Source organism: Flavobacterium sp. IMCC34852 (genome assembly GCF_030643905.1).
Classification (GTDB): domain Bacteria; phylum Bacteroidota; class Bacteroidia; order Flavobacteriales; family Flavobacteriaceae; genus Flavobacterium; species Flavobacterium rivulicola.
Map to the genome: position 1 here is coordinate 2,063,677 of NZ_CP121446.1, position 23,866 is coordinate 2,087,542.

Here is a 23,866-nt window from a genome sequence, read left to right on the forward strand (position 1 = left end):
TCTGTCAAAATCAAACAAAACAATAATCAAACTATTTTTTCATAAACATGTTGGTGTAATATTTTCTTCCGGTTTCCGGATTGATGGTAACTGATATTCCTAAGTGTGTGTAATCACCTTCTATGTTGGCTTTGTGTCCCGGGCTGCTTAGCCAAGCGGCAAAAGCACCTTCAGCCGTTTGATAATTGTAAGCGATATTCTCGCTAACTCTTTCAGCACCTAATACTCTGATTAAATTATCAGAACGTTGTTGGAAATAATCGTGGTTGAACACATTGTTTTCAATCATATAAAAGTTATGCTCTTCTGATTTGTAAGAGATATGATTGATTACTTCAAGGGTATTGAGTCCCAAACTTGCGCGATAATCATTGATTAGTACAACTAATTTTGATTCGGTTTCGTTGTAATTGTAAGTAGTTACAACTTGTTTGTCGGCTGCGGTGGTTTCTTCTGTATCAGAAGAACAAGATACCATAGTGAACACGATTGCTAACGGCAACAATGCTCTAAACATTTTTGCTTTCATAGTAGTAGGTTAAGTTTTTTTAATAAAGTAGATGTGGGGCAAACACTTTATTTCGATTAATATTGACAGTTTTTAATAAAGTAGATGTGGGGCAAACACTTTATATATTGTAATGTAAGAACGTATTGTTTGATTTGGTTAGACAATATTAGCAAAATCATCGATTAAAACACAAATAAAATCGACAAAATGCATATTTTTATAATTATAATAAGATATTTTCCTACTTAAATGCATTTCGTCGATGCTTTTATCAAACATTACAAAACTAAAAAACCACTCCGAAGAGTGGTTTACATAATTTCAGTCTTTATTTATAAAATTTAAGGAGAAAGTCGATCTATTTTCCAATTATAATCTTCTAACAACTTGTATCTGATTCTGTCGTGCAAGCGGTTTGGCCTGCCTTGCCAAAACTCTACTTCTACCGGCCGAACTAAAAAACCACCCCAATAATCGGGTCTTGGAATGGGTTTGCCATCGAACTCTTTTTCTAGTTCCTTTAATTTATTGTCTAAATATTCTCGTGACGGAATGGTTTCGCTTTGAGAGGAAACTATCGCGCCAAGCTTACTGCCATCAGGTCTTGAATCAAAATAGTTATCGGAAATGATTTCCGAGGTTTTCTCGGCAATACCTTTAATAATAACTTGTCTTTCCTGGCTGTGCCAAAAGAAGGACAAACAAATATTCGGATTGTTGAGTATGGCTTTCCCTTTTTCGGAATTGTAATTGGTGTAAAAAATGAAGCCTTCTTCATTGAATTTTTTGAGCAGCACTACTCTACTCTTGGGAAATCCGTCAAGTCCTATGGTAGCTACTGTCATGGCATTGACCTCTTCTACGCCTCCAAGTTCCTCTGTTTCATAAAACCATTTGTGGAAAAGATTGATAGGATCTTCAGGAATGTTGGTTTCCAATAGTTCACTCTTCTCGTATGATTTTCTGTAATGGCTTAAGTCTTCCATGGCTGCAATAGTTTGAAGTTGCTAAGTTACTAAGTTTTCAGATTAAAAAATGGATAACTTTTTAGCCCCGATTGAAGTGGCGCCGTGCAGAACGGAAAGCGGGAATTGCCATCACCGATAAATCCCAAACCCTTCGCTCCTAACCTTAATCAAAATCGAATACTTTCCCATCATCACCTAAAAGTACGTTTGGGAAAATGGTTTCGGCTTCTTGCTTAAATAACTCAATACTGCTGTAACGTGTGCTGTAATGACCGAGAAGCAATTGTTTGACATTGGCCAACTTGGCGATTCTTGCGGCTTCTTTGGCGGTGCTGTGCATGGTTTTCTCGGCTTTATTAGCTTCACTTTCCAGAAAAGTGGTTTCATGGTACAAAACATCAACGTCTTGGATGAGCGGAATTAAGGTTTCGTCATACATCGTATCGCTACAAAAGGCGTAGTTTTTGGTAGGTTCGGGGTCGAATGACAACTCGGCATTGGGAATTACAGTTCCATTATCCAAAGTAATATCACCGCCGTATTTTATTTTTCTGAAGTATGCGGTATCTATTTTATATTTTTCAACCGCTTCTACATTGAGTTTTCGTTCTTTGGGTTTTTCTTGAAACAAATAACCGTTGGTGTAAACGCGGTGTTTTAGCGGAATGGTTTTGACAATGACTTTTTCGTCTTCAAAAATCACTTCACTTTCCTTCGACTCCAATTCATGGAAATACAGATTGTAACCGGTAAAGGAATTGGAATAGCGCAATTGTAATAAGATAATTTCTTTGATGCCTTTGGGTCCGTAAACATGTAAATCGGTTTGACGATTCAATAACATAAAGGTAGAAATCAAGCCAACCAATCCGTAAAAATGGTCGCCATGCAAATGCGAAATAAAAATGTGGTTGATTTTGGAAAACTTGAGTTTGTTTTTGCGCAGTTGCACCTGAGTACCTTCGCCACAGTCTATTAAGAACATTCGGTTTCGAATTTCTAAAACTTGTGAAGTTGGATTGGTTATGGTTCTGGGCGTGGCTGCATAGCAACCCAATATGGTTAATCTCATAATGATTTAAAATCCTAAATCGCGCTCAATTTCCTCCATCTCTATAATATCGTGTGCTTCCAGAATAGTTGGTACCAAGATAATACTTTTAGGCACGGCATTAAAATTAACGTTGTCGGTTACCAATACTATAGACTTCTTTTGTTTTTTATGCAATTTAATCAGCTCGGTAAAAGACTTTACATCTTCCAACGACAAATTCTTATCGTGGGTTAAATCCAATATGAGGTTACTGTTCTTGTAGGTATTGTGTTCGTGCGTGACTTTCATTAAAAATTCTGCTGTTTGTCCAAGCGTATCTTTAATAATAGTAGTGTGGCCTTTTTGTTCGACTTTCATTTTGAGGGTAAATAATTTAATCCGAAGCTAATTTAGGAAGATTTTGCCATTTTTTGGCATTTGCACAAAGGTTTGTGATTTGGAGTGTGCAGTTCATAGAAATTTTTGGTTTTTCATCGATGAAATGCATGTTTTTTTAACATTTCATAGATTAACTGCACGATAAAAACGCTGAAAACCCCCGAATTCATTGATTTTGTCGATTAAACGACTTTTGGGGTTAGTTATCGAAAAAATTTCAGTCGAGAATAGTCTTGAAGTAGTTTTGACCAAGAAATAAGAAACAAATTAAAACACACTTATGAAAACAACCAATAACACAGTAGCTCAAAAAAATGTAACCAACGTTAGATTATTTGTTTTATTCGTATTATTAGTATTATCAAGCAATGGTGTTTTTGGTCAAGCTAAAGCAGAAGTTACTTCTGTAGCTGTTACGACTGAGGTTTCAATTTCTAAAAATGATTCTATTGTTATCGCTACTGAAACTACTGTTGCTTCTATGGATTTTGCAGTATGGTTTATGGGAACAAACAAAACTGCAGGAAGCAAATCAAATGTTAGCTTCAGCAAAAAAGCTTTAATCAATTCTGGTATCAACACAAACAGTGTTTTAATCAGATCAATTTTGAAAAAAGTAAGTGCTCAAGAAAGCAGCGTAGCCTAATTAAATTGAAGTTGAGTTTTAGATTAAATATAATTGGTTAGTTTTAAAAAAAAAAGTCCCGATAAGAGAATCGGGACTTTTTTTATTTGATATTTTGCTTAAAGTACACTTCGGTGGCACCGGAACCGTATTTTTGATAGTTGGCATCCTGAAAAGAAACGTTCTCATATCGGCCCAACATAAAGTCGAGCTCCGATTTTAAAATTCCTTCGCCTACACCATGGATAAAAACAATCTTGGGGATTCTGTTTTTGATGGCAAATTCTATATGGTGTTTGGCCGTTTCCGTTTGTTTGGTCAGGATGTCAAAGTTGCTCATTGATTTGTAGTTCTTAACCAACTTCTCGATGTGTAAATCAAACTCGGGCACCGGTACTTCCTTTCTGGATTTCTTTTCTGTATTGGTATAGTTAGGTTTTGGAATTTCTTTTTCGGAGATGACCTGATTTTTATTAAAACTAAAATTCATTTCTCCGGTATTGCCAACTTTTATCAGTTCACTGCTTTTAAAAGTTAAATTAAAACCCTCATTGGTTTCAATAGTAATTTCATTACCTTTTACATCAATTACAACGCCGTCAATGGCATCGTCAAGCACCGAAACTTTATCGCCTTTAGTTATCATGTTCTTCTTCAGTTTCCGAATGTTTGCTCGGTGTTTTGGCGCTCATTTTCATCACGCCATACATAAATACTATAACTGCTAATACCAAAATAAAAACATTGGGCTTAGCCTTAGTTTGTTCGTAAAAACCCACTATAATGGCTACAATCATAAAGGGAAAGACAAGTTTTTTCATGGGATAGACTTAAACTTCAAAAATAGTAAACTTTATTGGCAAACGCCATGAAAAAAGCACCTTCCGGAGAAGATGCTTTTAGTTGTTTTAAATTAATGCTTATTATCTCATAGCACTAAATCCTATTACCATAACAACTGCCGCTAAAATGTATAACGAAATAATAACGATAGCCGAAATCCCTAAGAATTTGTGGTGTGATTTTAAATTGCTGAAAGCGGTGGTCAACATTTCTGAATTGTTGAAATTAACTGCTTTCTTAGCATTATCGGCATATTTGTACAAATAATAAATCGGGAACAAATACAAAATAGCAAAGACCAGATAAATTATTGAAATAAAACCTTTGATGGCTCCAAACGGACCCGGAACATCATCCGGCATCATTGACATAGCAGATGTCATCAAAATAGCCATCAATGCCATAAATCCGATTCCGATAAAGCCTAAAATGGCTAAGAACATTGACCATTTGGCACTTTCTCTCAAATAATCCTTAGCTTCATTTTGTAATTGTAAGCCGAAATTTTGATTTTCTTCCATAATAAAAAGGTTTGGTTGGTTATAAGTTTAATTGTCTATTTTTCAAATTGCTTTAAAGTACTAATGATGATTGATACACAATCTGACAATTGCGTTTCAGTCATTACCAACGGCGGTGCAAAACGGATTATATTGCCATGTGTTGGTTTGGCCAGTAAACCGTTTTCGGCCAATTTCATACAGATATTCCATGCCGTGTCGCTGTCTTCCGTATCATTAATTACTATTGCATTGAGCAAACCTTTTCCACGAACTAAAGTGGCAATGTTACTGGTTTCAATATATTTTGCTAATTCTGTTCGGAAAATTTTCCCCAATCTTCGAGCATTTTGCGCCAAATGTTCTTCACTTACAACCTCCAATGCGGCCATTGCAACCGCTGCTGCAATTGGATTACCACCAAAAGTAGAACCATGTTGACCGGGTTTGATGACATTCATAATGTCATTATTGGCCAAAACGGCAGATACCGGATAAACACCACCTGAAACGGCTTTGCCTAAAATCAAAACATCAGGAGTGACATAACTGCTTTGTTTTTCACATTGATTCTCACAAGTACAATTACCGCAAACTGCTAATAATGATCCTGTTCTGGCAATACCGGTTTGCACTTCATCGGCAATAAATAAAACATTATTGGCTTTGCACAAGGCTTTGGCTTTCGCCAAATAATCTTCACTCGGCACATAAACACCTGCTTCGCCTTGGATTGGCTCGACTAAGAAACCGGCAATATTTTTAGAAGACGTTATGGCTTTTTCCAAAGCCTCTAAATCGTCGTAAGCTATTTTGATAAATCCGGCGGTATAAGGACCAAAATTTTTACGGGCATTTTCATCATTGGAAAACGAAATGATTGTAGTGGTTCTTCCGTGGAAATTACCGTCGCAAACAATGATTTGAGCTTCATTTTCGGGAATCCCTTTTTTCTCATAAGCCCATTTTCTACAAATTTTTAAAGCGGTTTCCACTGCTTCGGCACCAGTATTCATGGGCAACACTTTATCAAAACCAAAATATTTGGTAATGTATTCTTCGTAAATACCTAACTTATCATTGTAAAAAGCACGAGAAGTTAGCGTCAAAGCTTGGGCTTGTTCTATCATGGCTCCGATAATTTTCGGGTGGCAATGACCTTGGTTTACGGCAGAATAAGCCGAAAGGAAATCATAGTATTTTTTGCCTTCCACATCCCAAACATAAACTCCTTCTCCTCTATTCAGCACTACCGGTAACGGATGATAATTATGGGCTCCGTATTGGTCTTCTAAGTTAATGGCATCGGCTGAAGTTAATTTTTCTAAAACTGACATTGTAATTTGAATTTTAATCTACGCTCACTGCAGATTAATTATTTAAAATGTTATTCCTTCTTTTGGAGAGAAATCATCCATATGTTGAACAAAAGTAAAATATAATTACGAATTATTTTTTAATTCTTTCCAAGATATCATTCATCATCTCAATCTGAACCTTTTGTATTTCTATCAATTCTTGTTGTTGGTGCTGGATTAAATGGTCTAATTTGTCATCAATCAATCTGATTTCAAGCTCTGATTTTAGGTTAATCATATAGTCTTTCTTGGCTCGTGCTCGATCTTTTTCTTCCTGACGGTTTTGGCTCATCATAATAATCGGAGCTTGTAAGGCAGCCAAACAAGAGAGAATCAAGTTCAATAAAATAAACGGATAAGGATCAAAACCTTTGTTGAGTAAAATATACACGTTGGAACCAATCCAAATTAAAATAAAAACGAAGAATGAAATGATAAACGTCCAGCTTCCGCCAAAATCGGCCACTTTATCGGCAATTTTTTGACCGAAAGTTCGATTGTCTTTCTCATATTCAACTTTACTTACCAAAGATTTTCCGTTGGACAATGATTTCAAAACCTTTTCTTGGAGTTCAGACAATTCGCCTACTTCGGTTTGGAGGTATTTTGAAATGTATTTTTCTCGGTAAATGTTTAATTCACTATTCGAGATACAATCATTATGTTTAAAATCCGGATGGTCTTTTTGGATTAGGTTTAAAACCGTTTGCCTGATTTGGTGTCCGTACACCCTTTCTTTCTCCGGAAAGTCTACTCCCGAAATAGCGCTTTTAAAACTGACTTTTGAACCCATGACAATGCTTTAAATTTTACTCCTTTCCAACAAATTTAAACAATGTTAATGACCATTAAACATTTCCAACAGTTTATTTACGGTATTCCAATTGCGCGTCGTAGAAACCACATTCATACTCTTCTCTATCCATTTGTTATCCAGTCTGGTTTTGGCCGGTGAAACGTCATATTTCAAGTAAATTCTTTTACCGTCGAGTTGAATTTCATCGGGCTTGATAAAGTTTAAGTTGAGTTGGGTAATCATATTCTCCGGCAATTCTGAAGAGATAAAGGAAACATAGAGTTTCTTTAAATCAACGCCTTCATCGTTGAGAAATAAATTTCGGTCCAAACACGCTTGTAAATCTTCTTTGCCAATGACAATCACGGGAACATCATGACCAAATTCTTTGAAAATTTCCTGCTTGATTAGGAAACCAACTTTCCCCGGACTTTCTTCCTCTGTATCCACAAACACATTTCCCGATTGTATATATGTCACCACATTGGTAAAGCCAATGCCTTCAAGTGCTTTTTTCAAAGCCACCATATTTATCATTTTGTGTCCCGAGACATTGATGCCGCGGAGTAAAGCTAAATGCCTATGCATGATTTTAATTTTTCACTAATTTATATTTTTTTCTTAAATGTCTATTCAGTTTTGCCCAATAGTTTATTTTTGCGCTATGGGAAGAAAACAAACCAACAAAGTCATTTTTGAAAAGATTACTGTTTTAGATGCCGGTGCCAAAGGCGTATCAGTGGCTAAAGCTCCGGAAGGTCAAATCATTTTTATACCCAATGTCGTTCCCGGCGATGTGGTAGACGTGCAAACACTTAAAAAACGCAAAGCCTATTTTGAAGGCAAAGCCATTAAATTTCATGAATATTCTTCGGATAGAGTTGAGCCGGTTTGCCAACACTTTGGCGCTTGTGGCGGTTGCAAATGGCAGAACATGAACTATGAAAAACAGTTGTTTTATAAAAACCAAGAAGTGTTTAATAATCTGAAACGCATTGGTAAAATTGAGTTGCCTGAATTTGAGCCGATTTTAGGTTCGGAAAAACAATTCTTTTACAGAAACAAAATGGAGTTTGGGTTCTCCGACACGCGTTGGATGACCGATGCCGAGATTCAATCCGGAGTTGAATTTGACAATAAAAATGCTTTAGGTTTTCATATTCCACGCATGTGGGACAAAATATTAGACATCGAGAAATGTCATTTACAAGAAGATCCATCCAATGCGATTCGCAATGAAATCAAGCGTTTTGCTACTGAAAATGATTTAGAATTCTTCAATGCCAGAAATCATACCGGTTTGTTGCGAACCTTGATGATTCGCACTGCTTCTACCGGTGAAATCATGGTGCTGATTCAGTTTTATAAAGAAGACAAAACACAGCGAGAACTATTGCTAAACCATATCTATGAAACATTTCCGCAAATTACTTCTTTGCAATATGTGATTAATGGCAAAGCCAATGATACGCTGTATGACCAAGATATTAAACTGTTCAAAGGCAGAGATTACATTTTGGAAGAAATGGAAGGTTTGCATTTTAGTATTAATGCCAAATCATTTTACCAAACCAATTCCGACCAAGCTTACGAATTATACAAAATCACGAGAGAATTTGCAGGGTTAACCGGTAATGAAGTGGTTTACGATTTATACACCGGAACCGGAACTATTGCTCAATTCGTTTCCAAACAAGCAAAAAAAGTAATTGGAGTAGAAGCCGTTCCGGAAGCTATTTTTGATGCCAAAGAAAATGCCAAACGCAATAGTATCACCAACTGTGAGTTCTTCGTTGGAGATATGAAAAACGTATTCAACGATGACTTCATCGCCCAACACGGACAACCGGATGTTATCATCACTGATCCGCCAAGAGATGGCATGCACAAAGACGTGGTAGAACAAATCCTGAAAATCGCTCCGGATAAAGTAGTTTACGTAAGTTGTAATTCAGCAACACAAGCACGAGACTTGGCTTTGATGGATGAAAAATACAAAGTAACACGCGTTCGTCCGGTAGATATGTTTCCGCAAACCCATCACGTGGAAAATGTTGTACTTTTGGAAAGAAGATAAAAGAATTACGAATTAGTAATTACGAATTACGATTTGCCGCTATGAAAAAGATATTATTACTATTACTACTTACCCTTTCCTTCTCCGGTTGTGAAAAAGATGATATTTGTGTAGATGAAACCACACCGCGATTGATTCTCGAATTTTACGACGCTTCCAATCCGGCGAATTTAAAAAATGTAACCAACTTAAAAGTTACCGGTTTCGGACTAACCAATCCGTTAAAGACTTTCAACGCCGTGAGTGTGGTTGAATTACCGTTAAAAACCACTGAAGATGTTACCAAGTACGGATTGATCTTAAACAGTACCAGCACTACACCGGGTGTGGCCAACTTGGATTATCTCGAATTTAATTATACCCGAAACACTGTTTTTGTTTCCAGGGCTTGTGGTTATAAAACAATCTTTGAGCTTAACTCGGGTAATGGTGTTCTGCTCACAGATGCTGAAACACCCGATTTAGAATGGATTCAAAGCATCAACATACAAACCAATAATATTGAAACTGAAGATGAAGTACATATCAAAATTTACTTTTAGTATAGTCCTGACGGTGTTACTTTCATTGACAGGCAATGCACAAGTAAAAACCACCGCCAAGAAAGACAGTATTCCTCCTAAAACGGAACGTTACGGTTTGCGACTTGGAGTGGATTTGTTCAAACTCTCGAGATCATTTTATGAAAAAGACTATCGCGGTTTGGAATTGGTTGGTGATTATCGTTTGACTCGCAAGCATTATCTGGCGGCTGAAATCGGGAATGAAGACAAAACCGTTGATGACGACCAAGTCAATTTTACTACCAAAGGCACTTATTTAAAAATAGGTTTTGATTACAACAGTTATCAGAATTGGCTCGATATGGAGAATATCATTTCCGTTGGTTTGCGCTACGGAATCAGTAGTTTTAGCCAAAATTTGAACAGTTACCAAATTTATGATCCGAACAACAGTTATTTCGGAGTGGCACCAACCGTTTATCCAAACCAACCTTTCAAAGGATTATCAGCGCAATGGATAGAAGTAGTAGCCGGAATGAAAGCTGAAGTATTCAACAATGTCTTCGTTGGCTTTAGTTTCAGGTTAAATCGATTGGTTACTCAAAAACAACCTAATAACTTTGAAAACCTATATATTCCGGGCTTCAACAGAACTTATAATGGTGACTTCGGGGTTGGATTCAACTACACGGTTTCCTATTTTATTCCGCTATACAAATCGACGGTAAAAGCCAAAGACAAAGCAGAAGAAAAGGCTAAAAAAGCCCAAAAGAAGTAAGTTAAAGTTGCTTTATCCCTTTGATAAAAATCCATTTCATAAAAATCTTTTCACCGTTTTGGGTTTTAACCGCTTGAAATTTTGGAGCCAAAATAGTACCAATAATAAAAGCTGTAATCGGCAACCAAAGTCCGCTTAGGTTACTATAAAGCACCAAAAGAAATCGAACCAAAATAAAAATGGTGGCGAAACAAATCAAGTTGTACAATAGGGCTTTTGTCTTGTTGGTCATGATTTTTTGTTTAGTGTGCCAAAGATACTCAAATCTTCAAATTCCCAAATCCTTATTTTTTGTATTTTTATGATACCACTTTGTTTTGAAACAAAGTAAATGATTTTCAAATTTAATGGTAATAACTATGAAAACACTAAATGAACTCATGCAGGATATTATTCAATTGACCACTGAAATTGAAACCAAATATCCCGAATTATATAAGTATTTAAACGAGACACCATTGTCTTTGAGCGAAACCTCTTCTAAAAAAGTACATACTACCGAACTCAAACAATATCTTGAAACTTTAAAATCTCAATTATTGCATCATATTGAAACTCACGCTAAATGAGACATTTAATCGTATTTTTCGGTTTAAAAATGCTGAACATCCCGCAATTAGTCGGGATGTTTTTGTTAATTAACATTTCATTTAAAACATAATCACTATTTTTGTCATACCCAAATTTACATTAATTTAAAATTACCTTAACCATGAGTAATGTTTATCACTACACCATTGATTTAAAAAATGAGAAGAAGACCGATAAAACGGTAGTGCTCAAACAAGTTTCTCAAAACAATCAAGAAATCAGTCAATTAGAATTCCCCAGTAATGACATTGATGTTATTATTGACACACTTCATCGCTCTAAGAGAAGCTTAGTTGGTCAAGATTTTGAACCCAATTATAATGAGGAAATAAACCCGGTAATTTTAGATACTTTAGTTGAATTATTCTTTTCGGGGATATCGATAGCCGATTTGTCAACTCAATATAATTTGCCGACTCTTTTAATTAAAAATAATCTTGAAAGAAAAGGCATAGTGCTTTTTGACGAGTTTTAGTCTTAATAAGTCATTTAAAGAAACATTAAAAAAAACACTCTGCTTAGGGTGTTTTTGTTTTTTAAGGAAACTTTAAAAAACGGGCTGGTTTTTATATAAAAAATAGATTATTTTTGGATAACAAAAAAACAAAGCTCTTGTTTATGAAGAAATTACTGGTGGCATTTATTTTTTATTGCACTTCCTTTTATGCTACAGCCCAAAACGGCTACGAAATCACCATCGATTTAAAAAATTGCAATGACACTTTGGCTTACCTGACTTTTTATCGATTTGATAAAACTTTAATCAAAGATACTTGTACCACTATCAAAAACGGACGGATTGTTTTTAGCGGTAAAACTAAGTTGGATACCGGTATTTATTCTTTGGTCAGTCAACAAAAAACCATTCTTTTCGATTTTTTTATAGATGATGATACTCAGAAGCTTCAATTAAAAAGTGAAGCCGGACTCAATATCAACAAAGAATTAACTGCTCTCAATTCAGAAAGGCAAAATGAATTTTTTACTTATCTCAAGTTTCTAGGGGAACAGAACAAAGCTTTTTTTGAATACAAACAGCAGCATGTTTTGGCTACTAAAAAAGATTCTCTGGAACTCAATAAAAAGCAAATCGAATTAGAGCAAAACATTGCAAACTACGAAGAAAATTTTATCGCCAAACACCAAGGCAGTTATATTGCGAAGGTGATAAATCTAAAAACAGAGAAGACACTCAAAAACGTTCCGACGGCAGCAAACGGAAGGCCTGACAGTACTGCGGTATACCGGTATTATAAAAATAATTTTTGGAGAAATGTTGATTTAAAAGAAGATGCCATTATGCGCAATCCGTTTTTATTCAGCAAAATGAAAACCTATTTTGACAAAGTAGTCGTCACTCATCCGGATTCTGTAGCGGTTGAAATTGACAAATTGCTACTCAAAATGAAACCGGAAAGTTTGCTTTTCAAATTGACTTTAGCACACCTGACTTACACTTACGAATCTTCCAAGCTTATGGGTTTTGATAAAGTTTTTGTTCATCTTTCCGATAAGTATTTCAAAACCGGAAAAGCCAACGGTATCTATGACGATCAGGATGTGGTAAACAGAATTATCAAACGCGCCGATAAACTAAAACCTTTATTGGTTGGTGCTAAAGCCATTGATTTGTCGATGATTCGGGCCGAAGATTTCAGTAAAATGAAAGCGATGGGATTTGAAGACGCCAAAAACAGTGACGAAATGACCAAAGTTTTTTACAAAAATGTCAACGAAGTCAATAAAATGTGGGTCAAACTCAGCGAGTTGAAAGCTGATTATACTATCTTGGTTTTTTGGGATGTCGATTGCGGACATTGTCAAAAGGAAATTCCGGTATTGGTCAAAGCCTATAACGAATTGCTTCAAGAAAAGAAAGATGTCAAAGTTTACAGCGTTTATATGCAACACGAAGGAGAAAAATACCTCAAATACATAGCCGATAACCAATTGCCGTTTATCAACCTTTATGATGGTGCGCATTACAACAACGCTATTGAAAAATACGACGTCTACTCTACTCCGGTGATTTATGTTTTAGATAAAAACAAAGTCATCAAAGCCAAACGAATTGATGCGGCTAATGTGAAGACTATCATCAATACTATAGAGAAAGAATCTAAAATAGTAAAATCATGAAAAAAGAAATCGACCTTTCAACATTAACGATCGAAGAACTGGAAAAAAGAGCCAAAACCACTAAAACAGCCTCGATTATGTTGGCTGTAGTTATTGCGATTCAGTTTGGAATAGGCCTGTTTTTAACCATTAGTAAAGGTTTTAATGTCTTCACGGTTATTCCGTTGGCGTTTTTGCCAATGCTGATTGTTAACTTCACCAACATTAAAAAAATAAAAGAGGAAATCGCTAAAAGAAACGGTTAAATTTATTGCTGAAATTTGGTCCGTTTGCTGCCTTCATACATTTCGTATTTTACCAAACGGGCTTCCAAACTTCCGTTAAAGAGTTTGATTTTTCTGGATGGACGTAAGCCTACAAACTTCAAAGCTTCTAAATTAGCCGTAATAAACCAAGCGTTAGTGTTAGGATAATTGTTCTTTAAAGTATCGCCTAGTTCACGGTAAAAACGCTCCAAATCAATGTCCAAGCGCTCACCGTAAGGCGGATTGAAAACCATGTGTAATGGTCCGCCCGTTTCTTTTTTAGTGTCAAAAAAATTCGCCTGACTAATCGTTACATACTCGTCTAAATTGGCATTGATAATATTATCTTTCGCTTTTTGAACCGCACTTGGCGCTTTGTCGTAACCAATGATATTATGGTGGAATTCTTTAGTGCGTTTCATCAACGCATCGATAATTTGGTCAAACAAATCGTTGTCCCAATCGTTCCATTTTTCAAAAGCAAATTCTTTTCGGTTGATATTCGCCGGAATATTACACGCAATCATGGCTGCTTCCGCCAAAATTGTTCCGGAACCACACATCGGATCTAAAAAATCAGAACTTCCGTCCCAACCTGATAATAATAACATTCCTGCCGCTAAAACCTCGTTTATCGGAGCGATATTGGTAGCGGTTCTGTAACCTCTGTGATGTAAAGAAGCACCCGAAGTGTCTAATGAAACCGAACATTGGTCACGATCGATATGGATATTAATTCTTAAATCCGGAAAGTCTTTATCTATGCTCGGCCGTTGTCCGAATTTATCTCTGAATTGGTCTACAATTGCGTCTTTGGCCTTTTGTGAAACAAACTGAGAATGCTTAAAGTGATCCGAGTGAATCGTAGTATCAATTACAAAAGTCTGATTAGCATTCATATACTTACTCCAATCAATGCCTTGAATGCCTTTGTACAAACTTTGGTCGTTAAAAGCTCGGAAATGGTAGATTGGTTTTAAGATTTTCAAAGCAGTCCGCAACGATAAATTGGCCTTATACATAAAACCTTTATCTCCTTTAAAACTTACGGCACGCGTACCCATTTCAACGTCTTGAGCACCTAATTGCTGTAATTCTTTAACCAATATTTCTTCAAAACCAAAAAAGGTTTTGGCTACCATTTTAAAATTCTCCATTTTCAATTATAATTTTTACCACAAAAGACACAAAAGTTAAATTCCTTTGCATCTTTTGTTTTTCTGGTGTGCCTTTGTGGTTAAACAAGTCACAAAAGGAAATCGGAAAGGTTTTCACTTTCTTCGGCAAAAATACACTAATTTTGCGGGTGAAGAATTCATTTGAAAAGAATAAATGTCAGATACTGCAAATTGTAAATCCGAAAATTGGTACGCTTCCTGGTTTGATACACCGTATTACCACATTTTATACAAAGACCGAAATTACCGTGAAGCACAAATTTTCATGGACAATCTCACCCATTATTTAAACTTGCCGGAGAAAGCCAAAGTCCTTGATTTAGCTTGTGGCAAAGGCCGTCACTCGATTTATTTAAACCAATTGGGTTATGACGTAATTGGTGCCGATTTATCAGAAAACAGCATCAATGAAGCCAATAAAAATGCCAATGAAACATTGCACTTTGTAGTGCATGACAAACGTGAACCTTTTGAAGAAAAGTTTGATGCTATTTTTAATTTGTTTACCAGTTTCGGCTATTTTGAAAACGAGGAAGACAATTTGCAAACCTTGATTGCTATCAAAGAAAGTCTTTCAGAATACGGTTTTGCCGTAATTGATTTTATGAATGTTTACACGGTTTTAGAAAATTTAATTCCCGAGGAAACCAAAGAAGTTGACGGGATTACTTTTCATATCAAACGTTATGAGGCCAATCATTTTATCATCAAAGAAATCGATTTTGAAGCCAATGGTGAAAAATTTCATTTTGAAGAAAAGGTAAAAGCCTATACTTTAGAGGATTTTCAACGGATGATGAATGAAGCCGGGATTTATTTATTAGATACTTTTGGGGATTATAAATTAAAAAAATTCCACAAGAATACCAGCGAAAGATTAATCATGATTTTCAAATAGTTTCTTCGGTTATTTGGTTATTCGGTTATTTGGTTTTTTACAAATCACCAAATTGACAAATCAACAAATCAACAACAAAAATGAATTACATACTTCCTTTATTATCAGTTCTTTTAGGTTATGCAATTGCATTGATTATTAAGCCTAAAAAGAAGAACAATCTCAAGCTGTTATTAGCATTCAGCGGTTCGTTTTTACTATCGATTACCGTAATGGATTTGTTGCCGGAAGTATATGAAAGTCACAACCACAATGTGGGTATTTTTATTATGGTCGGGATTTTGTTCCAAATCATTTTGGAATTTTTCTCCAAAGGCGCCGAACACGGTCACGTTCACGGTCATGACAAAATCAGACAAATGCCTTGGTTACTGTTTATCAGTTTGTGTATTCATGCTTTTTTGGAAGGATTTCCGGTTGGGCATCACCACGATTTGGCTTACGGAATTGCCATTCACCACTTACCTATCGCTATCATCTTAACGACTTTTTTCCTCAATGCGGAATTGAATAAAACAGCTTTGTTTGTCTTTATGATTTCGTTTGCCTTCATGACGCCTTTAGGAACATTTGTTTCCGATTCGGCACCATCGATTACTCAATATTACACCGAAATCACTGCCGTGGTTATTGGAATTCTGTTTCATATCTCTTCGACAATTATATTTGAAAGCAGCGAAGGACATAAATTTAATATCGCCAAAATTTCGATGATTATTTTAGGGATATTGTTGGCTTGTTTTGTTTAAGTTTATGGAAATAGTATCTAAAAGGCATCCGTATAAATTTTTTTTAGCACTCATTTTTATGAGCCTCTTTTTGTTAGGTATTGGAACTCTATTTATGTTTGCCAGTAAAAGAGACAATAATATTTTTGGTTATTTGGGCTTTTTGGCTTTTCTAGCTTTAACAATCTATTTCAATTATGTATGGATAAAAAAATCGTCCAAAATAGTTCTAAATAAAAATGGAATTAGTCATAAAAATGAGTTCTATAAATGGGATGAAATAACCGAAATAAATTTAACCGGAAAAAGAAGTTTGTTTTTTAATACTCCAAGTGAATGTGCAACATTATCATTTAAAAACTTAAAAACCATTTATATTTTTGACGATTTATACTCGAACTCGCCCGAAATGAAATGCTTTATTCGGGATATCGCAATCAACAAAAACGAATCCTTTTTCAAGGTGAATGAAAATAGTCTATCAATAGATTATGAAAATGAATTATTTATTCCTTACAAAGGAAACCCTATATTTTCGTTTAGAGGCTTATTGATGTGGTCATTAATCGTTTTTATATTTATAATATTTGCGAGTTCAAAGAAAAAACATAACGTTAATAGTGAAATTGCGCTATTCACATTGTGTTTTTTTTGGTTTATTATGAACTCTTTTATGATGTATTATTTTGAAATCTCAAAAAACTTTTTAGTTGTAAGAAATCATTATTTTTTTTGGATAAAAAAAGTATACAAGATTGAAAACATTCATGAAATCGTATTTGAAACCCAAAGCAAACAACCCAACAAACTTCGGCTAATTACAAAGAATTTTGAATCTGTGGTATTTCCTGCCGGTAGTTTATCTGATAAAACTTGGCTTGAAATGAAGCAAGAATTCGAAAGCAAAAATATAATTGTTAGGAATGAATGTATTTATTAACTTAGTAACTTAGCCACTCACAACTTTAGTCACTCAAACATGTCTTTCACCAAAACCACCGAACAATCCTCACACTACGAAAGTCTCGAACAAATGTCGGTTCACGACTTGCTGGCCAACATCAACAACGAAGACAAAACTGTGCCATTGGCAGTGGAAAAAGCCTTACCGCAGATTGAAACTTTGGTCACTCAAATTGTAGCCAAAATGAAACTTGGCGGCAGGTTGTTTTACATCGGTGCCGGAACTTCGGGAAGATTGGGTATTGTAGATGCTTCAGAATGTCCGCCAACCTTTGGTGTGCCATTTGATTTGGTCAACGGTATCATTGCCGGTGGAGACAAAGCCATTCGCAAAGCGGTCGAGTTTGCGGAAGACGACAAAGACCAAGCCTGGAAAGATTTGGTTGCCGAAAACATCTCCCAAAATGATGTTGTAATAGGAATTGCAGCTTCAGGAACTACACCTTATGTGATTGGCGGTTTGGAAAAATGTCATGAAAACAATATCATCACCGGTTGTATTACTTGCAACGAAGGAAGTCCGTTAGCCTTGACGGCACAATTTCCGGTTGTGGTGGTAGTTGGTCCCGAATTCGTAACCGGAAGTTCACGCATGAAAGCCGGAACGGCTCAAAAATTGGTTTTAAATATGATTTCGACAGCAACGATGATCCAATTAGGTCGCGTAAAAGGCAATAAAATGGTCGATATGCAATTGAGCAACGTTAAACTCGTTGACCGAGGCGTTCGAATGATTATGGGTGAAATTCCGGTGAGTTATGAAGAAGCTTCACTATTGTTAGAAAAACACGGCAGCGTCAGAAAAGCAGTTGAAGCCTATAATAGATAGCATGAAGAAAATAGTCAAAATAGTATTTCTTTTAGTCTTTACTGCGGTAATCGGTATTTATGCCTATCGCAATTCTGTTCGCGCATCTGTCGTAACTTATGAGTCAGAATTAGAGGCAGAAGACTATCCGAAAACACTTGACAGTATCAAAATAATCAGAAGTCAATTGAAAGGAAAAAGCACAGCCGAAATAGGAAGGACATTCACCAATCAACTGGCAAACAAAATATTTCCTTATTGGTACGGCACTGATTGGGATTTTAACGGAACCACCCAAAAACCCAACAGCGGAAGTATTGCTTGCGGGTATTTTGTGACCACTACATTAAGAGACATTGGTGTTGATATTAACCGAGTAAAATTGGCACAATGTGCTTCTGAAGAGATGATTAAAAAATTAGTTTCAGAAGAAAACATCTATCGCTTTTCGAATAAAAATATTCACGAATTTGAACAAACGCTCAAAGACAAAGGCAACGGGATTTATGTAGTTGGTTTAGACAATCACACCGGTTTTTTATACTTATCTGACGAAGGCAATTATTTTATCCATTCAAGCGGAGCAAGGCCTTTTAAAGTGGTGAAAGAAAAATTTATAGAGTCGAGTTTACTAATAAAATCAAAATACCGAATTGCCGGCAAACTGTCATCCGACAAACAATTGTTGTCGGCTTGGATTAAATCGTAAATACTAAGTATGAAAAAAACACTTACCCTAGCGCTATTATTTCTCTCAATGTTGTCTTACAGTCAGCAAATCACAATGGAGAAAGGAAGATTCTATCTCGGAGGAAATCGAATTGACAGCAGAGAAGCCCGAAATTTATTTGCCACCAATGTTAAGGCCGCAGCACTTTACAAACAAGCCAAATCAAAGGAAGCTTTGGGTGGATTTTTATTAGGATTTGGTATCGGATTAACCGTAGGTGATTTAGCGATTGGATTATTTTCGGATAAAAAATACCCTACTGAGATGACTTATGTCGGCGTTGGCTCAATCGTTATCTCGATTCCGGTGCTTTCGGGAAGAAAGAAACGTTATGAAGAAGCGGTTTCTATTTACAATTCGGAACACAAAGAATTGAAATTAGGCGCCACCAATACTACCGTAAATCTCAATGCTATTGCCAATCAAAATGGTATTGGATTTCAATTAAAATTTTAAATCATGTCTGTTAATAAGCAACTTCTCGACAAAGGAATCAAATTGATGCTTTACGCTTTACCTTTGATGTTTATTGGGCCGAGTGTGATTTACAATGCCTTTATCAACAAGCAAAATGTTTGGCATTGGCTGGTTTTGGCGGTCGGACTTTTTTTGAGCGGATTGGCCGTATATTTTATGTTTAAAGGAATAAAAACCTTAACTGATGCGCTTTTTGACCATGATAGAAAATAATTATTTAGCAAGCATACAAAAGCAATTTTTGTATTACAAAACGATAGCAGAAAAAGCCATTGACCAACTCGAACCGGAGCAATTGTTTGCTACAGTAAATGAAGATACCAATTCGATTGCGATGATTATCCAACATTTGGCCGGCAATATGCTCTCGCGCTTTACAGATTTTCTTACCAGCGATGGCGAAAAAGAATGGAGAAACCGTGACCGTGAATTTGAAGAATTGATTTCTAATAAAACAGAATTGATGGCTTTGTGGCAAAAAGGTTGGGATTGTTTTTTCAACGCTATCAATGCTTTGACACCTGAACAATTAGCAAACATTGTTTATATTCGAAACGAAGGACATACCGTAGTGGAAGCTGTTAATCGTCAATTGGCCCATTATCCGTATCACATTGGGCAAATTGTATTTTATGCCAAAATGCTCAAAAGCACCGAATGGAATTCGCTCTCCATTCCTAAAAATAAATCTAACGCTTATAATGCCGACAAATTTGCTCAAGACAAAAGTATCAAGAACTTTACGGATGACGAATTGAATCGATTAAAGTAAAACCTAGCCCGGATTGCAGCTGGCTACCCCCGAGAATTCGGGGTAGCGCGGAAAGCCGGAAATAGCTCCTAATAAAAATGAAAAAAACAACACTACTCCTACTCGTTTTAACCTTAGCCTCCTGCTCGCAAAAGGAACGCAAGTGTGAAGATTTTAAGACCGGTACTTTTGAATTTACACAAGAGATTAATGGCAAAAAACACACTTCAACCTTTACCAGGACGGAAACATTGCAAATTGAAACTTTTAATGGGAAAACCGACACGGCTTCGGTGCGTTGGGTAAACGACTGCGAATTCGTACTGCAAAAATTGCATCCCAAAACGATGAACGAAAAAAAAGCCATCAGCATGACTATTTTGGCTACTGACGAGAATAGTTATACTTTTGACTACTCTTTTGTAGGCGATGCCAAAAAACAACGCGGCACTGTAACAAAAATAAAATAATCCCGTTTAACCGATACAAACTTAATTTAACCCATGGAAGTATTTTTAAATCCCGATGCTTGGATAGCGCTTTTAACTTTAACCTTTTTAGAAATTGTTTTAGGAATCGACAACATTATTTTTATCTCTATCGTTACCGGAAAATTACCGGTTGAAAAACGCAAGAAAGCTACTCAAATTGGTTTGTTCTTGGCCATGTTTATGCGTATCGGTTTACTGTTTGGAATTACGCTCTTGATTGCTATGAAAAAACCGCTTTTTAGTTTTGATTGGGGTTGGTTTAGCGCCAATTTCACCGGTCAAGCTTTAATTTTATTGCTTGGTGGTATTTTCCTAATTTACAAAAGCACCAAAGAAATTCACGAAAAAGTGGATCATAAAGGCGAAGAAGAAAAAGATTTAAAAACTTCGGCCGCCAAATCATTCAGCAATGTGATTGTACAAATTCTTTTAATCGATTTAATTTTCTCTGTGGATAGTATTTTAACCGCTGTCGGAATGACTAATGGTGTCGAAGGTGCGTTAACGATTATGGTTACAGCTGTTGTGATTTCTGTAGGCGTGATGATGCTATTTGCCGTTCCGGTTGGGAATTTTGTGAATGCCAATCCGTCAATACAGGTATTAGGGTTAGCGTTTTTAATTCTAATCGGATTTATGTTGATTACCGAAAGTATGCACTTGTCTGAAGCTTCATTGGCAGGACAACACGTTGGAACAGTACCCAAAGGCTATTTGTATTTTGCCATTGCCTTCTCGTTGGCCGTAGAATTCATCAATATGAAAATGCGCAAAAAGAAGTATTAAGAATAATGACAGGCAAAAAAGCCAGATAAATATTTAAATCCCGTTTAAAAGACGGGATTTTTTTATAAATTGCTAACCTATAATATCAAAATATAATGGATAATTCTACCGTTAACAGTCTGATTGAGGCTTTAAAATTTTCTCCTGATAATTTGCCTCTGAGATTTCACTTGGCAGACACTTTACTAAAACTCAAACGATTCGATGAAGCGGAAAATCAATTCATTGAATTGGTCAGACTATCTGCTTCTATTCAATACAAGTTCGGATTGGCACAAGTTTATTTTGCCAAAAAAGAATATTCAAAATCCATCGTAATACTTGAAGACATTTTGGATCAGGAAGAACATTTTGATTCTTTACTTTTATTTGCCAAAATATTGATTGAAGAAAATTCGATTGTCAAAGCCCAGAAGGTTTACCAACGAGCTTTGCAACTCAATCCAAGCTATAAGGATGATTTTTTAGACGGACAATTGCGATTGACTCATGATGTTTATGATCTTGACGAGGATCAAGATGAATCTGAATCTGAAAGAGCACAGATGATTTCAAATCATTTTTTGCAGTCATCCGATATCAATTTCAACGATGTTGGCGGCATGGAAGAAATCAAAAAGGAAATCGATTTAAAAATCATCAAACCTTTAGTACACGAAGAATTGTATAAGTCTTACGGCAAAAAAATCGGTGGTGGTATTTTACTTTACGGACCGCCGGGTTGTGGCAAAACATTTATTGCCAAAGCCACAGCCGGTCAAATCCAATCCAAATTTTTTACCGTTGGGTTAAATGATATTCTCGACATGTGGATAGGTAACAGTGAAAAAAACCTTCACAGTATTTTTGAAATTGCGCGACAGAACAAACCTTGTGTATTGTTTTTTGATGAAATCGATGCCTTAGGCGCCAGCAGAAGCGACATGCGGCAATCTTCTTCGCGACATTTAATTAATCAGTTTTTATTGGAATTAGACGGAATGAATAGTGACAATGAAGGTATATTGGTCATTGGTGCCACAAATACACCATGGAATTTAGATACCGCTTTCAGACGTCCGGGAAGATTTGACCGAATCATTTTTATTCCGCCACCCGATGAAGGTGCAAAACAAACGATATTGGAGATAAAACTTCAGGGTAAACCAATTGAAAACATTGATTATAAAGCGTTATCTAAAAAACTCGACAATTATTCCGGAGCCGATATTGAGGCCATTATCGACTTGGCTATTGAGGCTAAATTAGAGCAATCATTTATAGACGGCATTCCGAAACCACTAACGACTAAAGATTTGGCAAATGCCATTGACAAGCACAAACCCAGTACACAAGAATGGTTTACTACGGCCAAAAATTACGCACTATATGCCAACGATACCGGATTATACAACGATATATTAAAATATTTAAAAATCAAAAAATAGATGTTTGAAGAACGATTAGAAAGGGTTCAGTTATTAATTCACAGCCAAAAATTTAATGAAGCCCAAAAAGAAATATTCGATTTAATCAAGGAAAATGCTGATGAACCTTATCTGTATTATCTGTTGTCCAATATCCATTACCAAAAGGAACAGTACCAAGAAGCTGATCAATTAATCGATAAGTCCATTGCTCTTTATCCTGATGCAGGATTTTATTATTATTTTAAAGCCTGTATCAAATTGGCTTCCGAAAAATATTCCGAAGTCGAACCTTTGCTAATGACTGCCATCGAAATTGATCCTGAAGAAGCCGATTTCAGGGCCAAATTGGCACAATTCAAATTGCTTAAAAAGGATTTTGAAATGGCCTTGCACTATGCCGACGAAGCTTTAGCATTAGATCCAGAAAACATTTTAGGCCTTAATATCAGAAGTACGGCACTGATGAAATTGGGACGAAAAGAAGAATCACACGAAACTATAACCGGAGCATTGAGAGAAGATCCTGAAAACTCCTTTACTCACTCTAACTATGGCTGGAATTTATTAGAAAAAGGAGAACACAACAAAGCGCTGGAACACTTCAGAGAAGCGTTAAAATCGAACCCTAATAACGAGTATGCTCAAGGCGGAATGGTTGAAGCGCTCAAGGCCAAGAACATTATTTATCGAGGTTATCTTAAGTATGCATTCTTTATGCAAAACTTATCGGGTAAAAATCAATGGATTTTTATTATCGGTTTTTATGTGGTTCAAAAAGTTTTGCGAACAATGGCCAACACCAATACTACTTTACAACCCTATCTCACGCCAATTGTTTTTCTTTTGGCTGTCTTTGCTTTTTCCACTTGGGTAATCGTTCCTATCAGCAACTTGCTTTTCAGAATAAATCCTTACGGTAAATACATGCTTGATAAAGATGAGATCAAGAGTTCTAATTTTGTTGGTATTAGTTTTTGTCTTTTTTTAGCCGGACTAATTGCTTATTTTGTTACTAAAAACGAAAACTTCTTCTCGATAGCTGCATTTGGTTTTATCATGATGGTTCCATTGGGCCGAATGTTTGATATTTCTAAATACAAAAATGCGCCTTTATACTTTTCTGTACTTATGGGAACTATTGGTCTGTTGGCGATTTATGTCACTTTTATGGATGGCCAATTGTACAATGGCTTTAGCATTATCTTTCTTTTATGCTTTGTGGCTTACCAATGGTTGGCCAATTATTGGGCTATCAAAAGTAGTAATATCTAAAAACGAAAA

32 protein-coding genes are annotated in these 23,866 nt (G+C 36.0%); 20 read left to right on the forward strand and 12 right to left on the reverse strand.

Annotated features, from left to right (window positions below; all coding sequences use genetic code 11):
- Positions 1-31: 31 nt before the first annotated feature.
- The 4 genes from P7V56_RS08995 to P7V56_RS09010 form a co-directional block, all read right to left on the reverse strand.
- Positions 32-529, reverse strand: coding sequence for a CAP domain-containing protein (locus P7V56_RS08995; protein ID WP_304986211.1), 498 nt, complete (start codon positions 527-529; stop codon positions 32-34).
- Between the two features lie 323 nt (positions 530-852).
- Positions 853-1,497, reverse strand: a complete 645-nt coding sequence (gene pdxH, locus P7V56_RS09000; protein WP_171223086.1) for a pyridoxamine 5'-phosphate oxidase — start codon at positions 1,495-1,497, stop codon at positions 853-855.
- A 145-nt stretch (positions 1,498-1,642) separates the two neighbouring features.
- Positions 1,643-2,551 (reverse strand): ribonuclease Z, encoded by a 909-nt coding sequence (locus P7V56_RS09005; protein ID WP_171223085.1) that lies wholly within the window; start codon positions 2,549-2,551, stop codon positions 1,643-1,645.
- 6 nt (positions 2,552-2,557) lie between these two features.
- Positions 2,558-2,890, reverse strand: coding sequence for a ribonuclease Z (locus tag P7V56_RS09010; protein ID WP_171223084.1), 333 nt, complete (start codon positions 2,888-2,890; stop codon positions 2,558-2,560).
- A gap of 301 nt (positions 2,891-3,191) precedes the next feature.
- Here P7V56_RS09010 and P7V56_RS09015 point away from each other — a divergent pair, with 301 nt between their 5' ends.
- Entirely contained in the window at positions 3,192-3,557 is a 366-nt protein-coding gene (locus P7V56_RS09015) for a hypothetical protein (RefSeq protein ID WP_171223083.1), read from the forward strand.
- Positions 3,558-3,639: 82 nt separating this feature from the next.
- On the opposite strand, the gene P7V56_RS09020 is transcribed toward P7V56_RS09015, so the two are convergent.
- The 6 genes from P7V56_RS09020 to P7V56_RS09045 all read right to left on the reverse strand — a co-directional run bounded on the left by P7V56_RS09020 (position 3,640) and on the right by P7V56_RS09045 (position 7,621).
- Positions 3,640-4,182 (reverse strand): DUF8465 domain-containing protein, encoded by a 543-nt coding sequence (locus tag P7V56_RS09020; RefSeq protein ID WP_171223082.1) that lies wholly within the window; start codon positions 4,180-4,182, stop codon positions 3,640-3,642.
- Positions 4,172-4,357 carry a hypothetical protein gene (locus P7V56_RS09025; protein WP_171223081.1) on the reverse strand — a complete coding sequence of 62 codons (186 nt, stop codon included), beginning with the start codon at positions 4,355-4,357 and terminating at the stop codon, positions 4,172-4,174. The genes P7V56_RS09020 and P7V56_RS09025 overlap by 11 nt, the downstream gene beginning before the upstream one ends.
- A gap of 102 nt (positions 4,358-4,459) precedes the next feature.
- Positions 4,460-4,900 carry a DUF5362 family protein gene (locus P7V56_RS09030; RefSeq protein WP_171223080.1) on the reverse strand — a complete coding sequence of 147 codons (441 nt, stop codon included), beginning with the start codon at positions 4,898-4,900 and terminating at the stop codon, positions 4,460-4,462.
- Between the two features lie 35 nt (positions 4,901-4,935).
- A complete protein-coding gene (rocD, locus tag P7V56_RS09035; RefSeq protein WP_171223079.1) occupies positions 4,936-6,216 on the reverse strand; it encodes an ornithine--oxo-acid transaminase in 1,281 nt (426 codons plus the stop codon).
- Positions 6,217-6,328: 112 nt separating this feature from the next.
- A complete protein-coding gene (locus P7V56_RS09040) occupies positions 6,329-7,030 on the reverse strand; it encodes a DUF1003 domain-containing protein (protein WP_171223078.1) in 702 nt (233 codons plus the stop codon).
- Positions 7,031-7,075: 45 nt separating this feature from the next.
- Positions 7,076-7,621: a DUF1697 domain-containing protein gene (locus P7V56_RS09045; RefSeq protein ID WP_171223077.1), complete on the reverse strand. Its 546-nt coding sequence runs from the start codon at positions 7,619-7,621 to the stop codon at positions 7,076-7,078.
- Between the two features lie 76 nt (positions 7,622-7,697).
- On the opposite strand from P7V56_RS09045, the gene rlmD reads away from it, so the two are divergent.
- The 3 genes from rlmD to P7V56_RS09060 are packed head-to-tail and all read left to right on the forward strand — an operon-like array spanning position 7,698 to position 10,391.
- Positions 7,698-9,110 (forward strand): 23S rRNA (uracil(1939)-C(5))-methyltransferase RlmD, encoded by a 1,413-nt coding sequence (gene rlmD / locus P7V56_RS09050; protein WP_171223076.1) that lies wholly within the window; start codon positions 7,698-7,700, stop codon positions 9,108-9,110.
- A 41-nt stretch (positions 9,111-9,151) separates the two neighbouring features.
- Positions 9,152-9,652, forward strand: coding sequence for a DUF6452 family protein (locus P7V56_RS09055; RefSeq protein WP_171223075.1), 501 nt, complete (start codon positions 9,152-9,154; stop codon positions 9,650-9,652).
- Positions 9,624-10,391 (forward strand): DUF6048 family protein, encoded by a 768-nt coding sequence (locus tag P7V56_RS09060; RefSeq protein WP_171223074.1) that lies wholly within the window; start codon positions 9,624-9,626, stop codon positions 10,389-10,391. Before P7V56_RS09055 ends, P7V56_RS09060 begins: the two co-directional genes overlap by 29 nt.
- A 1-nt stretch (position 10,392) precedes the next feature.
- On the opposite strand, the gene P7V56_RS09065 is transcribed toward P7V56_RS09060, so the two are convergent.
- Positions 10,393-10,623, reverse strand: coding sequence for a hypothetical protein (locus tag P7V56_RS09065; RefSeq protein ID WP_171223073.1), 231 nt, complete (start codon positions 10,621-10,623; stop codon positions 10,393-10,395).
- A gap of 127 nt (positions 10,624-10,750) precedes the next feature.
- On the opposite strand from P7V56_RS09065, the gene P7V56_RS09070 reads away from it, so the two are divergent.
- From P7V56_RS09070 to P7V56_RS09085, 4 genes are all read left to right on the forward strand, one after another.
- Entirely contained in the window at positions 10,751-10,960 is a 210-nt protein-coding gene (locus P7V56_RS09070; RefSeq protein ID WP_171223072.1) for a hypothetical protein, read from the forward strand.
- Between the two features lie 143 nt (positions 10,961-11,103).
- On the forward strand, positions 11,104-11,457 hold the full coding sequence (locus P7V56_RS09075; protein ID WP_171223071.1) for a hypothetical protein: 354 nt from the start codon (positions 11,104-11,106) through the stop codon (positions 11,455-11,457).
- A 143-nt stretch (positions 11,458-11,600) separates the two neighbouring features.
- The gene (locus tag P7V56_RS09080; RefSeq protein ID WP_171223070.1) at positions 11,601-13,121 is read left to right on the forward strand and encodes a TlpA family protein disulfide reductase; all 1,521 of its coding nucleotides are present in this window, start codon (positions 11,601-11,603) and stop codon (positions 13,119-13,121) included.
- Positions 13,118-13,366 carry a redox-active disulfide protein 2 gene (locus tag P7V56_RS09085; RefSeq protein ID WP_171223069.1) on the forward strand — a complete coding sequence of 83 codons (249 nt, stop codon included), beginning with the start codon at positions 13,118-13,120 and terminating at the stop codon, positions 13,364-13,366. Before P7V56_RS09080 ends, P7V56_RS09085 begins: the two co-directional genes overlap by 4 nt.
- Positions 13,367-13,368: 2 nt before the next feature.
- On the opposite strand, the gene P7V56_RS09090 is transcribed toward P7V56_RS09085, so the two are convergent.
- Positions 13,369-14,523 carry a THUMP domain-containing class I SAM-dependent RNA methyltransferase gene (locus P7V56_RS09090; protein WP_171223068.1) on the reverse strand — a complete coding sequence of 385 codons (1,155 nt, stop codon included), beginning with the start codon at positions 14,521-14,523 and terminating at the stop codon, positions 13,369-13,371.
- Positions 14,524-14,698: 175 nt separating this feature from the next.
- Between P7V56_RS09090 and P7V56_RS09095 the strand changes: the two genes are divergently transcribed.
- The 12 genes from P7V56_RS09095 (at position 14,699) to P7V56_RS09150 (ending at position 23,857) form a co-directional block, all read left to right on the forward strand.
- Complete coding sequence (locus P7V56_RS09095; RefSeq protein WP_171223067.1) at positions 14,699-15,442, forward strand: class I SAM-dependent methyltransferase; 744 nt, start codon at positions 14,699-14,701, stop codon at positions 15,440-15,442.
- Positions 15,443-15,522: 80 nt separating this feature from the next.
- The gene (locus P7V56_RS09100) at positions 15,523-16,191 is read left to right on the forward strand and encodes a ZIP family metal transporter (protein ID WP_171223066.1); all 669 of its coding nucleotides are present in this window, start codon (positions 15,523-15,525) and stop codon (positions 16,189-16,191) included.
- Positions 16,192-16,195: 4 nt separating this feature from the next.
- Positions 16,196-17,110, forward strand: coding sequence for a hypothetical protein (locus tag P7V56_RS09105; RefSeq protein WP_171223065.1), 915 nt, complete (start codon positions 16,196-16,198; stop codon positions 17,108-17,110).
- A 39-nt stretch (positions 17,111-17,149) separates the two neighbouring features.
- Positions 17,150-17,962 carry an N-acetylmuramic acid 6-phosphate etherase gene (murQ, locus tag P7V56_RS09110; protein ID WP_171223064.1) on the forward strand — a complete coding sequence of 271 codons (813 nt, stop codon included), beginning with the start codon at positions 17,150-17,152 and terminating at the stop codon, positions 17,960-17,962.
- A 1-nt stretch (position 17,963) separates the two neighbouring features.
- The gene (locus P7V56_RS09115; RefSeq protein WP_171223063.1) at positions 17,964-18,650 is read left to right on the forward strand and encodes a hypothetical protein; all 687 of its coding nucleotides are present in this window, start codon (positions 17,964-17,966) and stop codon (positions 18,648-18,650) included.
- A 9-nt stretch (positions 18,651-18,659) separates the two neighbouring features.
- Entirely contained in the window at positions 18,660-19,127 is a 468-nt protein-coding gene (locus P7V56_RS09120; RefSeq protein WP_171223062.1) for a hypothetical protein, read from the forward strand.
- A gap of 3 nt (positions 19,128-19,130) precedes the next feature.
- Positions 19,131-19,361 carry a DUF6095 family protein gene (locus P7V56_RS09125; protein ID WP_171223061.1) on the forward strand — a complete coding sequence of 77 codons (231 nt, stop codon included), beginning with the start codon at positions 19,131-19,133 and terminating at the stop codon, positions 19,359-19,361.
- Positions 19,333-19,920: a DUF1572 family protein gene (locus P7V56_RS09130; protein WP_240976694.1), complete on the forward strand. Its 588-nt coding sequence runs from the start codon at positions 19,333-19,335 to the stop codon at positions 19,918-19,920. Before P7V56_RS09125 ends, P7V56_RS09130 begins: the two co-directional genes overlap by 29 nt.
- Before the next feature lie 77 nt (positions 19,921-19,997).
- The gene (locus tag P7V56_RS09135; protein WP_171223060.1) at positions 19,998-20,369 is read left to right on the forward strand and encodes a DNA topoisomerase IV; all 372 of its coding nucleotides are present in this window, start codon (positions 19,998-20,000) and stop codon (positions 20,367-20,369) included.
- Positions 20,370-20,402: 33 nt separating this feature from the next.
- Positions 20,403-21,176, forward strand: coding sequence for a TerC family protein (locus P7V56_RS09140; RefSeq protein WP_171223059.1), 774 nt, complete (start codon positions 20,403-20,405; stop codon positions 21,174-21,176).
- 95 nt (positions 21,177-21,271) lie between these two features.
- Positions 21,272-22,603, forward strand: coding sequence for an ATP-binding protein (locus P7V56_RS09145; RefSeq protein WP_171223058.1), 1,332 nt, complete (start codon positions 21,272-21,274; stop codon positions 22,601-22,603).
- The gene (locus P7V56_RS09150; protein ID WP_171223057.1) at positions 22,604-23,857 is read left to right on the forward strand and encodes a tetratricopeptide repeat protein; all 1,254 of its coding nucleotides are present in this window, start codon (positions 22,604-22,606) and stop codon (positions 23,855-23,857) included. It begins immediately after the preceding gene.
- Positions 23,858-23,866 lie beyond the last annotated feature (9 nt).

What these genes read in the sequence shown, in the direction of transcription:
- P7V56_RS09085 (WP_171223069.1), top strand. Translation starts at nt 13,118, where the DNA reads ATGAAAAAAGAAATCGACCTTTCAACATTAACGATCGAAGAACTGGAA.
- P7V56_RS09060 (WP_171223074.1), top strand. Translation starts at nt 9,624, where the DNA reads ATGAAGTACATATCAAAATTTACTTTTAGTATAGTCCTGACGGTGTTA.
- P7V56_RS08995 (WP_304986211.1), bottom strand. Translation starts at nt 529, where the DNA reads ATGAAAGCAAAAATGTTTAGAGCATTGTTGCCGTTAGCAATCGTGTTC.
- P7V56_RS09100 (WP_171223066.1), top strand. Translation starts at nt 15,523, where the DNA reads ATGAATTACATACTTCCTTTATTATCAGTTCTTTTAGGTTATGCAATT.
- P7V56_RS09025 (WP_171223081.1), bottom strand. Translation starts at nt 4,357, where the DNA reads ATGAAAAAACTTGTCTTTCCCTTTATGATTGTAGCCATTATAGTGGGT.
- P7V56_RS09065 (WP_171223073.1), bottom strand. Translation starts at nt 10,623, where the DNA reads ATGACCAACAAGACAAAAGCCCTATTGTACAACTTGATTTGTTTCGCC.
- pdxH (WP_171223086.1), bottom strand. Translation starts at nt 1,497, where the DNA reads ATGGAAGACTTAAGCCATTACAGAAAATCATACGAGAAGAGTGAACTA.
- P7V56_RS09015 (WP_171223083.1), top strand. Translation starts at nt 3,192, where the DNA reads ATGAAAACAACCAATAACACAGTAGCTCAAAAAAATGTAACCAACGTT.
- rocD (WP_171223079.1), bottom strand. Translation starts at nt 6,216, where the DNA reads ATGTCAGTTTTAGAAAAATTAACTTCAGCCGATGCCATTAACTTAGAA.
- P7V56_RS09090 (WP_171223068.1), bottom strand. Translation starts at nt 14,523, where the DNA reads ATGGAGAATTTTAAAATGGTAGCCAAAACCTTTTTTGGTTTTGAAGAA.
- rlmD (WP_171223076.1), top strand. Translation starts at nt 7,698, where the DNA reads ATGGGAAGAAAACAAACCAACAAAGTCATTTTTGAAAAGATTACTGTT.
- P7V56_RS09115 (WP_171223063.1), top strand. Translation starts at nt 17,964, where the DNA reads ATGAAGAAAATAGTCAAAATAGTATTTCTTTTAGTCTTTACTGCGGTA.
- P7V56_RS09120 (WP_171223062.1), top strand. Translation starts at nt 18,660, where the DNA reads ATGAAAAAAACACTTACCCTAGCGCTATTATTTCTCTCAATGTTGTCT.
- P7V56_RS09030 (WP_171223080.1), bottom strand. Translation starts at nt 4,900, where the DNA reads ATGGAAGAAAATCAAAATTTCGGCTTACAATTACAAAATGAAGCTAAG.
- P7V56_RS09010 (WP_171223084.1), bottom strand. Translation starts at nt 2,890, where the DNA reads ATGAAAGTCGAACAAAAAGGCCACACTACTATTATTAAAGATACGCTT.
- P7V56_RS09055 (WP_171223075.1), top strand. Translation starts at nt 9,152, where the DNA reads ATGAAAAAGATATTATTACTATTACTACTTACCCTTTCCTTCTCCGGT.
- P7V56_RS09080 (WP_171223070.1), top strand. Translation starts at nt 11,601, where the DNA reads ATGAAGAAATTACTGGTGGCATTTATTTTTTATTGCACTTCCTTTTAT.
- P7V56_RS09070 (WP_171223072.1), top strand. Translation starts at nt 10,751, where the DNA reads ATGAAAACACTAAATGAACTCATGCAGGATATTATTCAATTGACCACT.
- P7V56_RS09150 (WP_171223057.1), top strand. Translation starts at nt 22,604, where the DNA reads ATGTTTGAAGAACGATTAGAAAGGGTTCAGTTATTAATTCACAGCCAA.
- P7V56_RS09045 (WP_171223077.1), bottom strand. Translation starts at nt 7,621, where the DNA reads ATGCATAGGCATTTAGCTTTACTCCGCGGCATCAATGTCTCGGGACAC.
- P7V56_RS09125 (WP_171223061.1), top strand. Translation starts at nt 19,131, where the DNA reads ATGTCTGTTAATAAGCAACTTCTCGACAAAGGAATCAAATTGATGCTT.
- murQ (WP_171223064.1), top strand. Translation starts at nt 17,150, where the DNA reads ATGTCTTTCACCAAAACCACCGAACAATCCTCACACTACGAAAGTCTC.
- P7V56_RS09145 (WP_171223058.1), top strand. Translation starts at nt 21,272, where the DNA reads ATGGATAATTCTACCGTTAACAGTCTGATTGAGGCTTTAAAATTTTCT.
- P7V56_RS09130 (WP_240976694.1), top strand. Translation starts at nt 19,333, where the DNA reads ATGCGCTTTTTGACCATGATAGAAAATAATTATTTAGCAAGCATACAA.
- P7V56_RS09135 (WP_171223060.1), top strand. Translation starts at nt 19,998, where the DNA reads ATGAAAAAAACAACACTACTCCTACTCGTTTTAACCTTAGCCTCCTGC.
- P7V56_RS09075 (WP_171223071.1), top strand. Translation starts at nt 11,104, where the DNA reads ATGAGTAATGTTTATCACTACACCATTGATTTAAAAAATGAGAAGAAG.
- P7V56_RS09140 (WP_171223059.1), top strand. Translation starts at nt 20,403, where the DNA reads ATGGAAGTATTTTTAAATCCCGATGCTTGGATAGCGCTTTTAACTTTA.
- P7V56_RS09040 (WP_171223078.1), bottom strand. Translation starts at nt 7,030, where the DNA reads ATGGGTTCAAAAGTCAGTTTTAAAAGCGCTATTTCGGGAGTAGACTTT.
- P7V56_RS09020 (WP_171223082.1), bottom strand. Translation starts at nt 4,182, where the DNA reads ATGATAACTAAAGGCGATAAAGTTTCGGTGCTTGACGATGCCATTGAC.
- P7V56_RS09095 (WP_171223067.1), top strand. Translation starts at nt 14,699, where the DNA reads ATGTCAGATACTGCAAATTGTAAATCCGAAAATTGGTACGCTTCCTGG.
- P7V56_RS09005 (WP_171223085.1), bottom strand. Translation starts at nt 2,551, where the DNA reads ATGAGATTAACCATATTGGGTTGCTATGCAGCCACGCCCAGAACCATA.
- P7V56_RS09105 (WP_171223065.1), top strand. Translation starts at nt 16,196, where the DNA reads ATGGAAATAGTATCTAAAAGGCATCCGTATAAATTTTTTTTAGCACTC.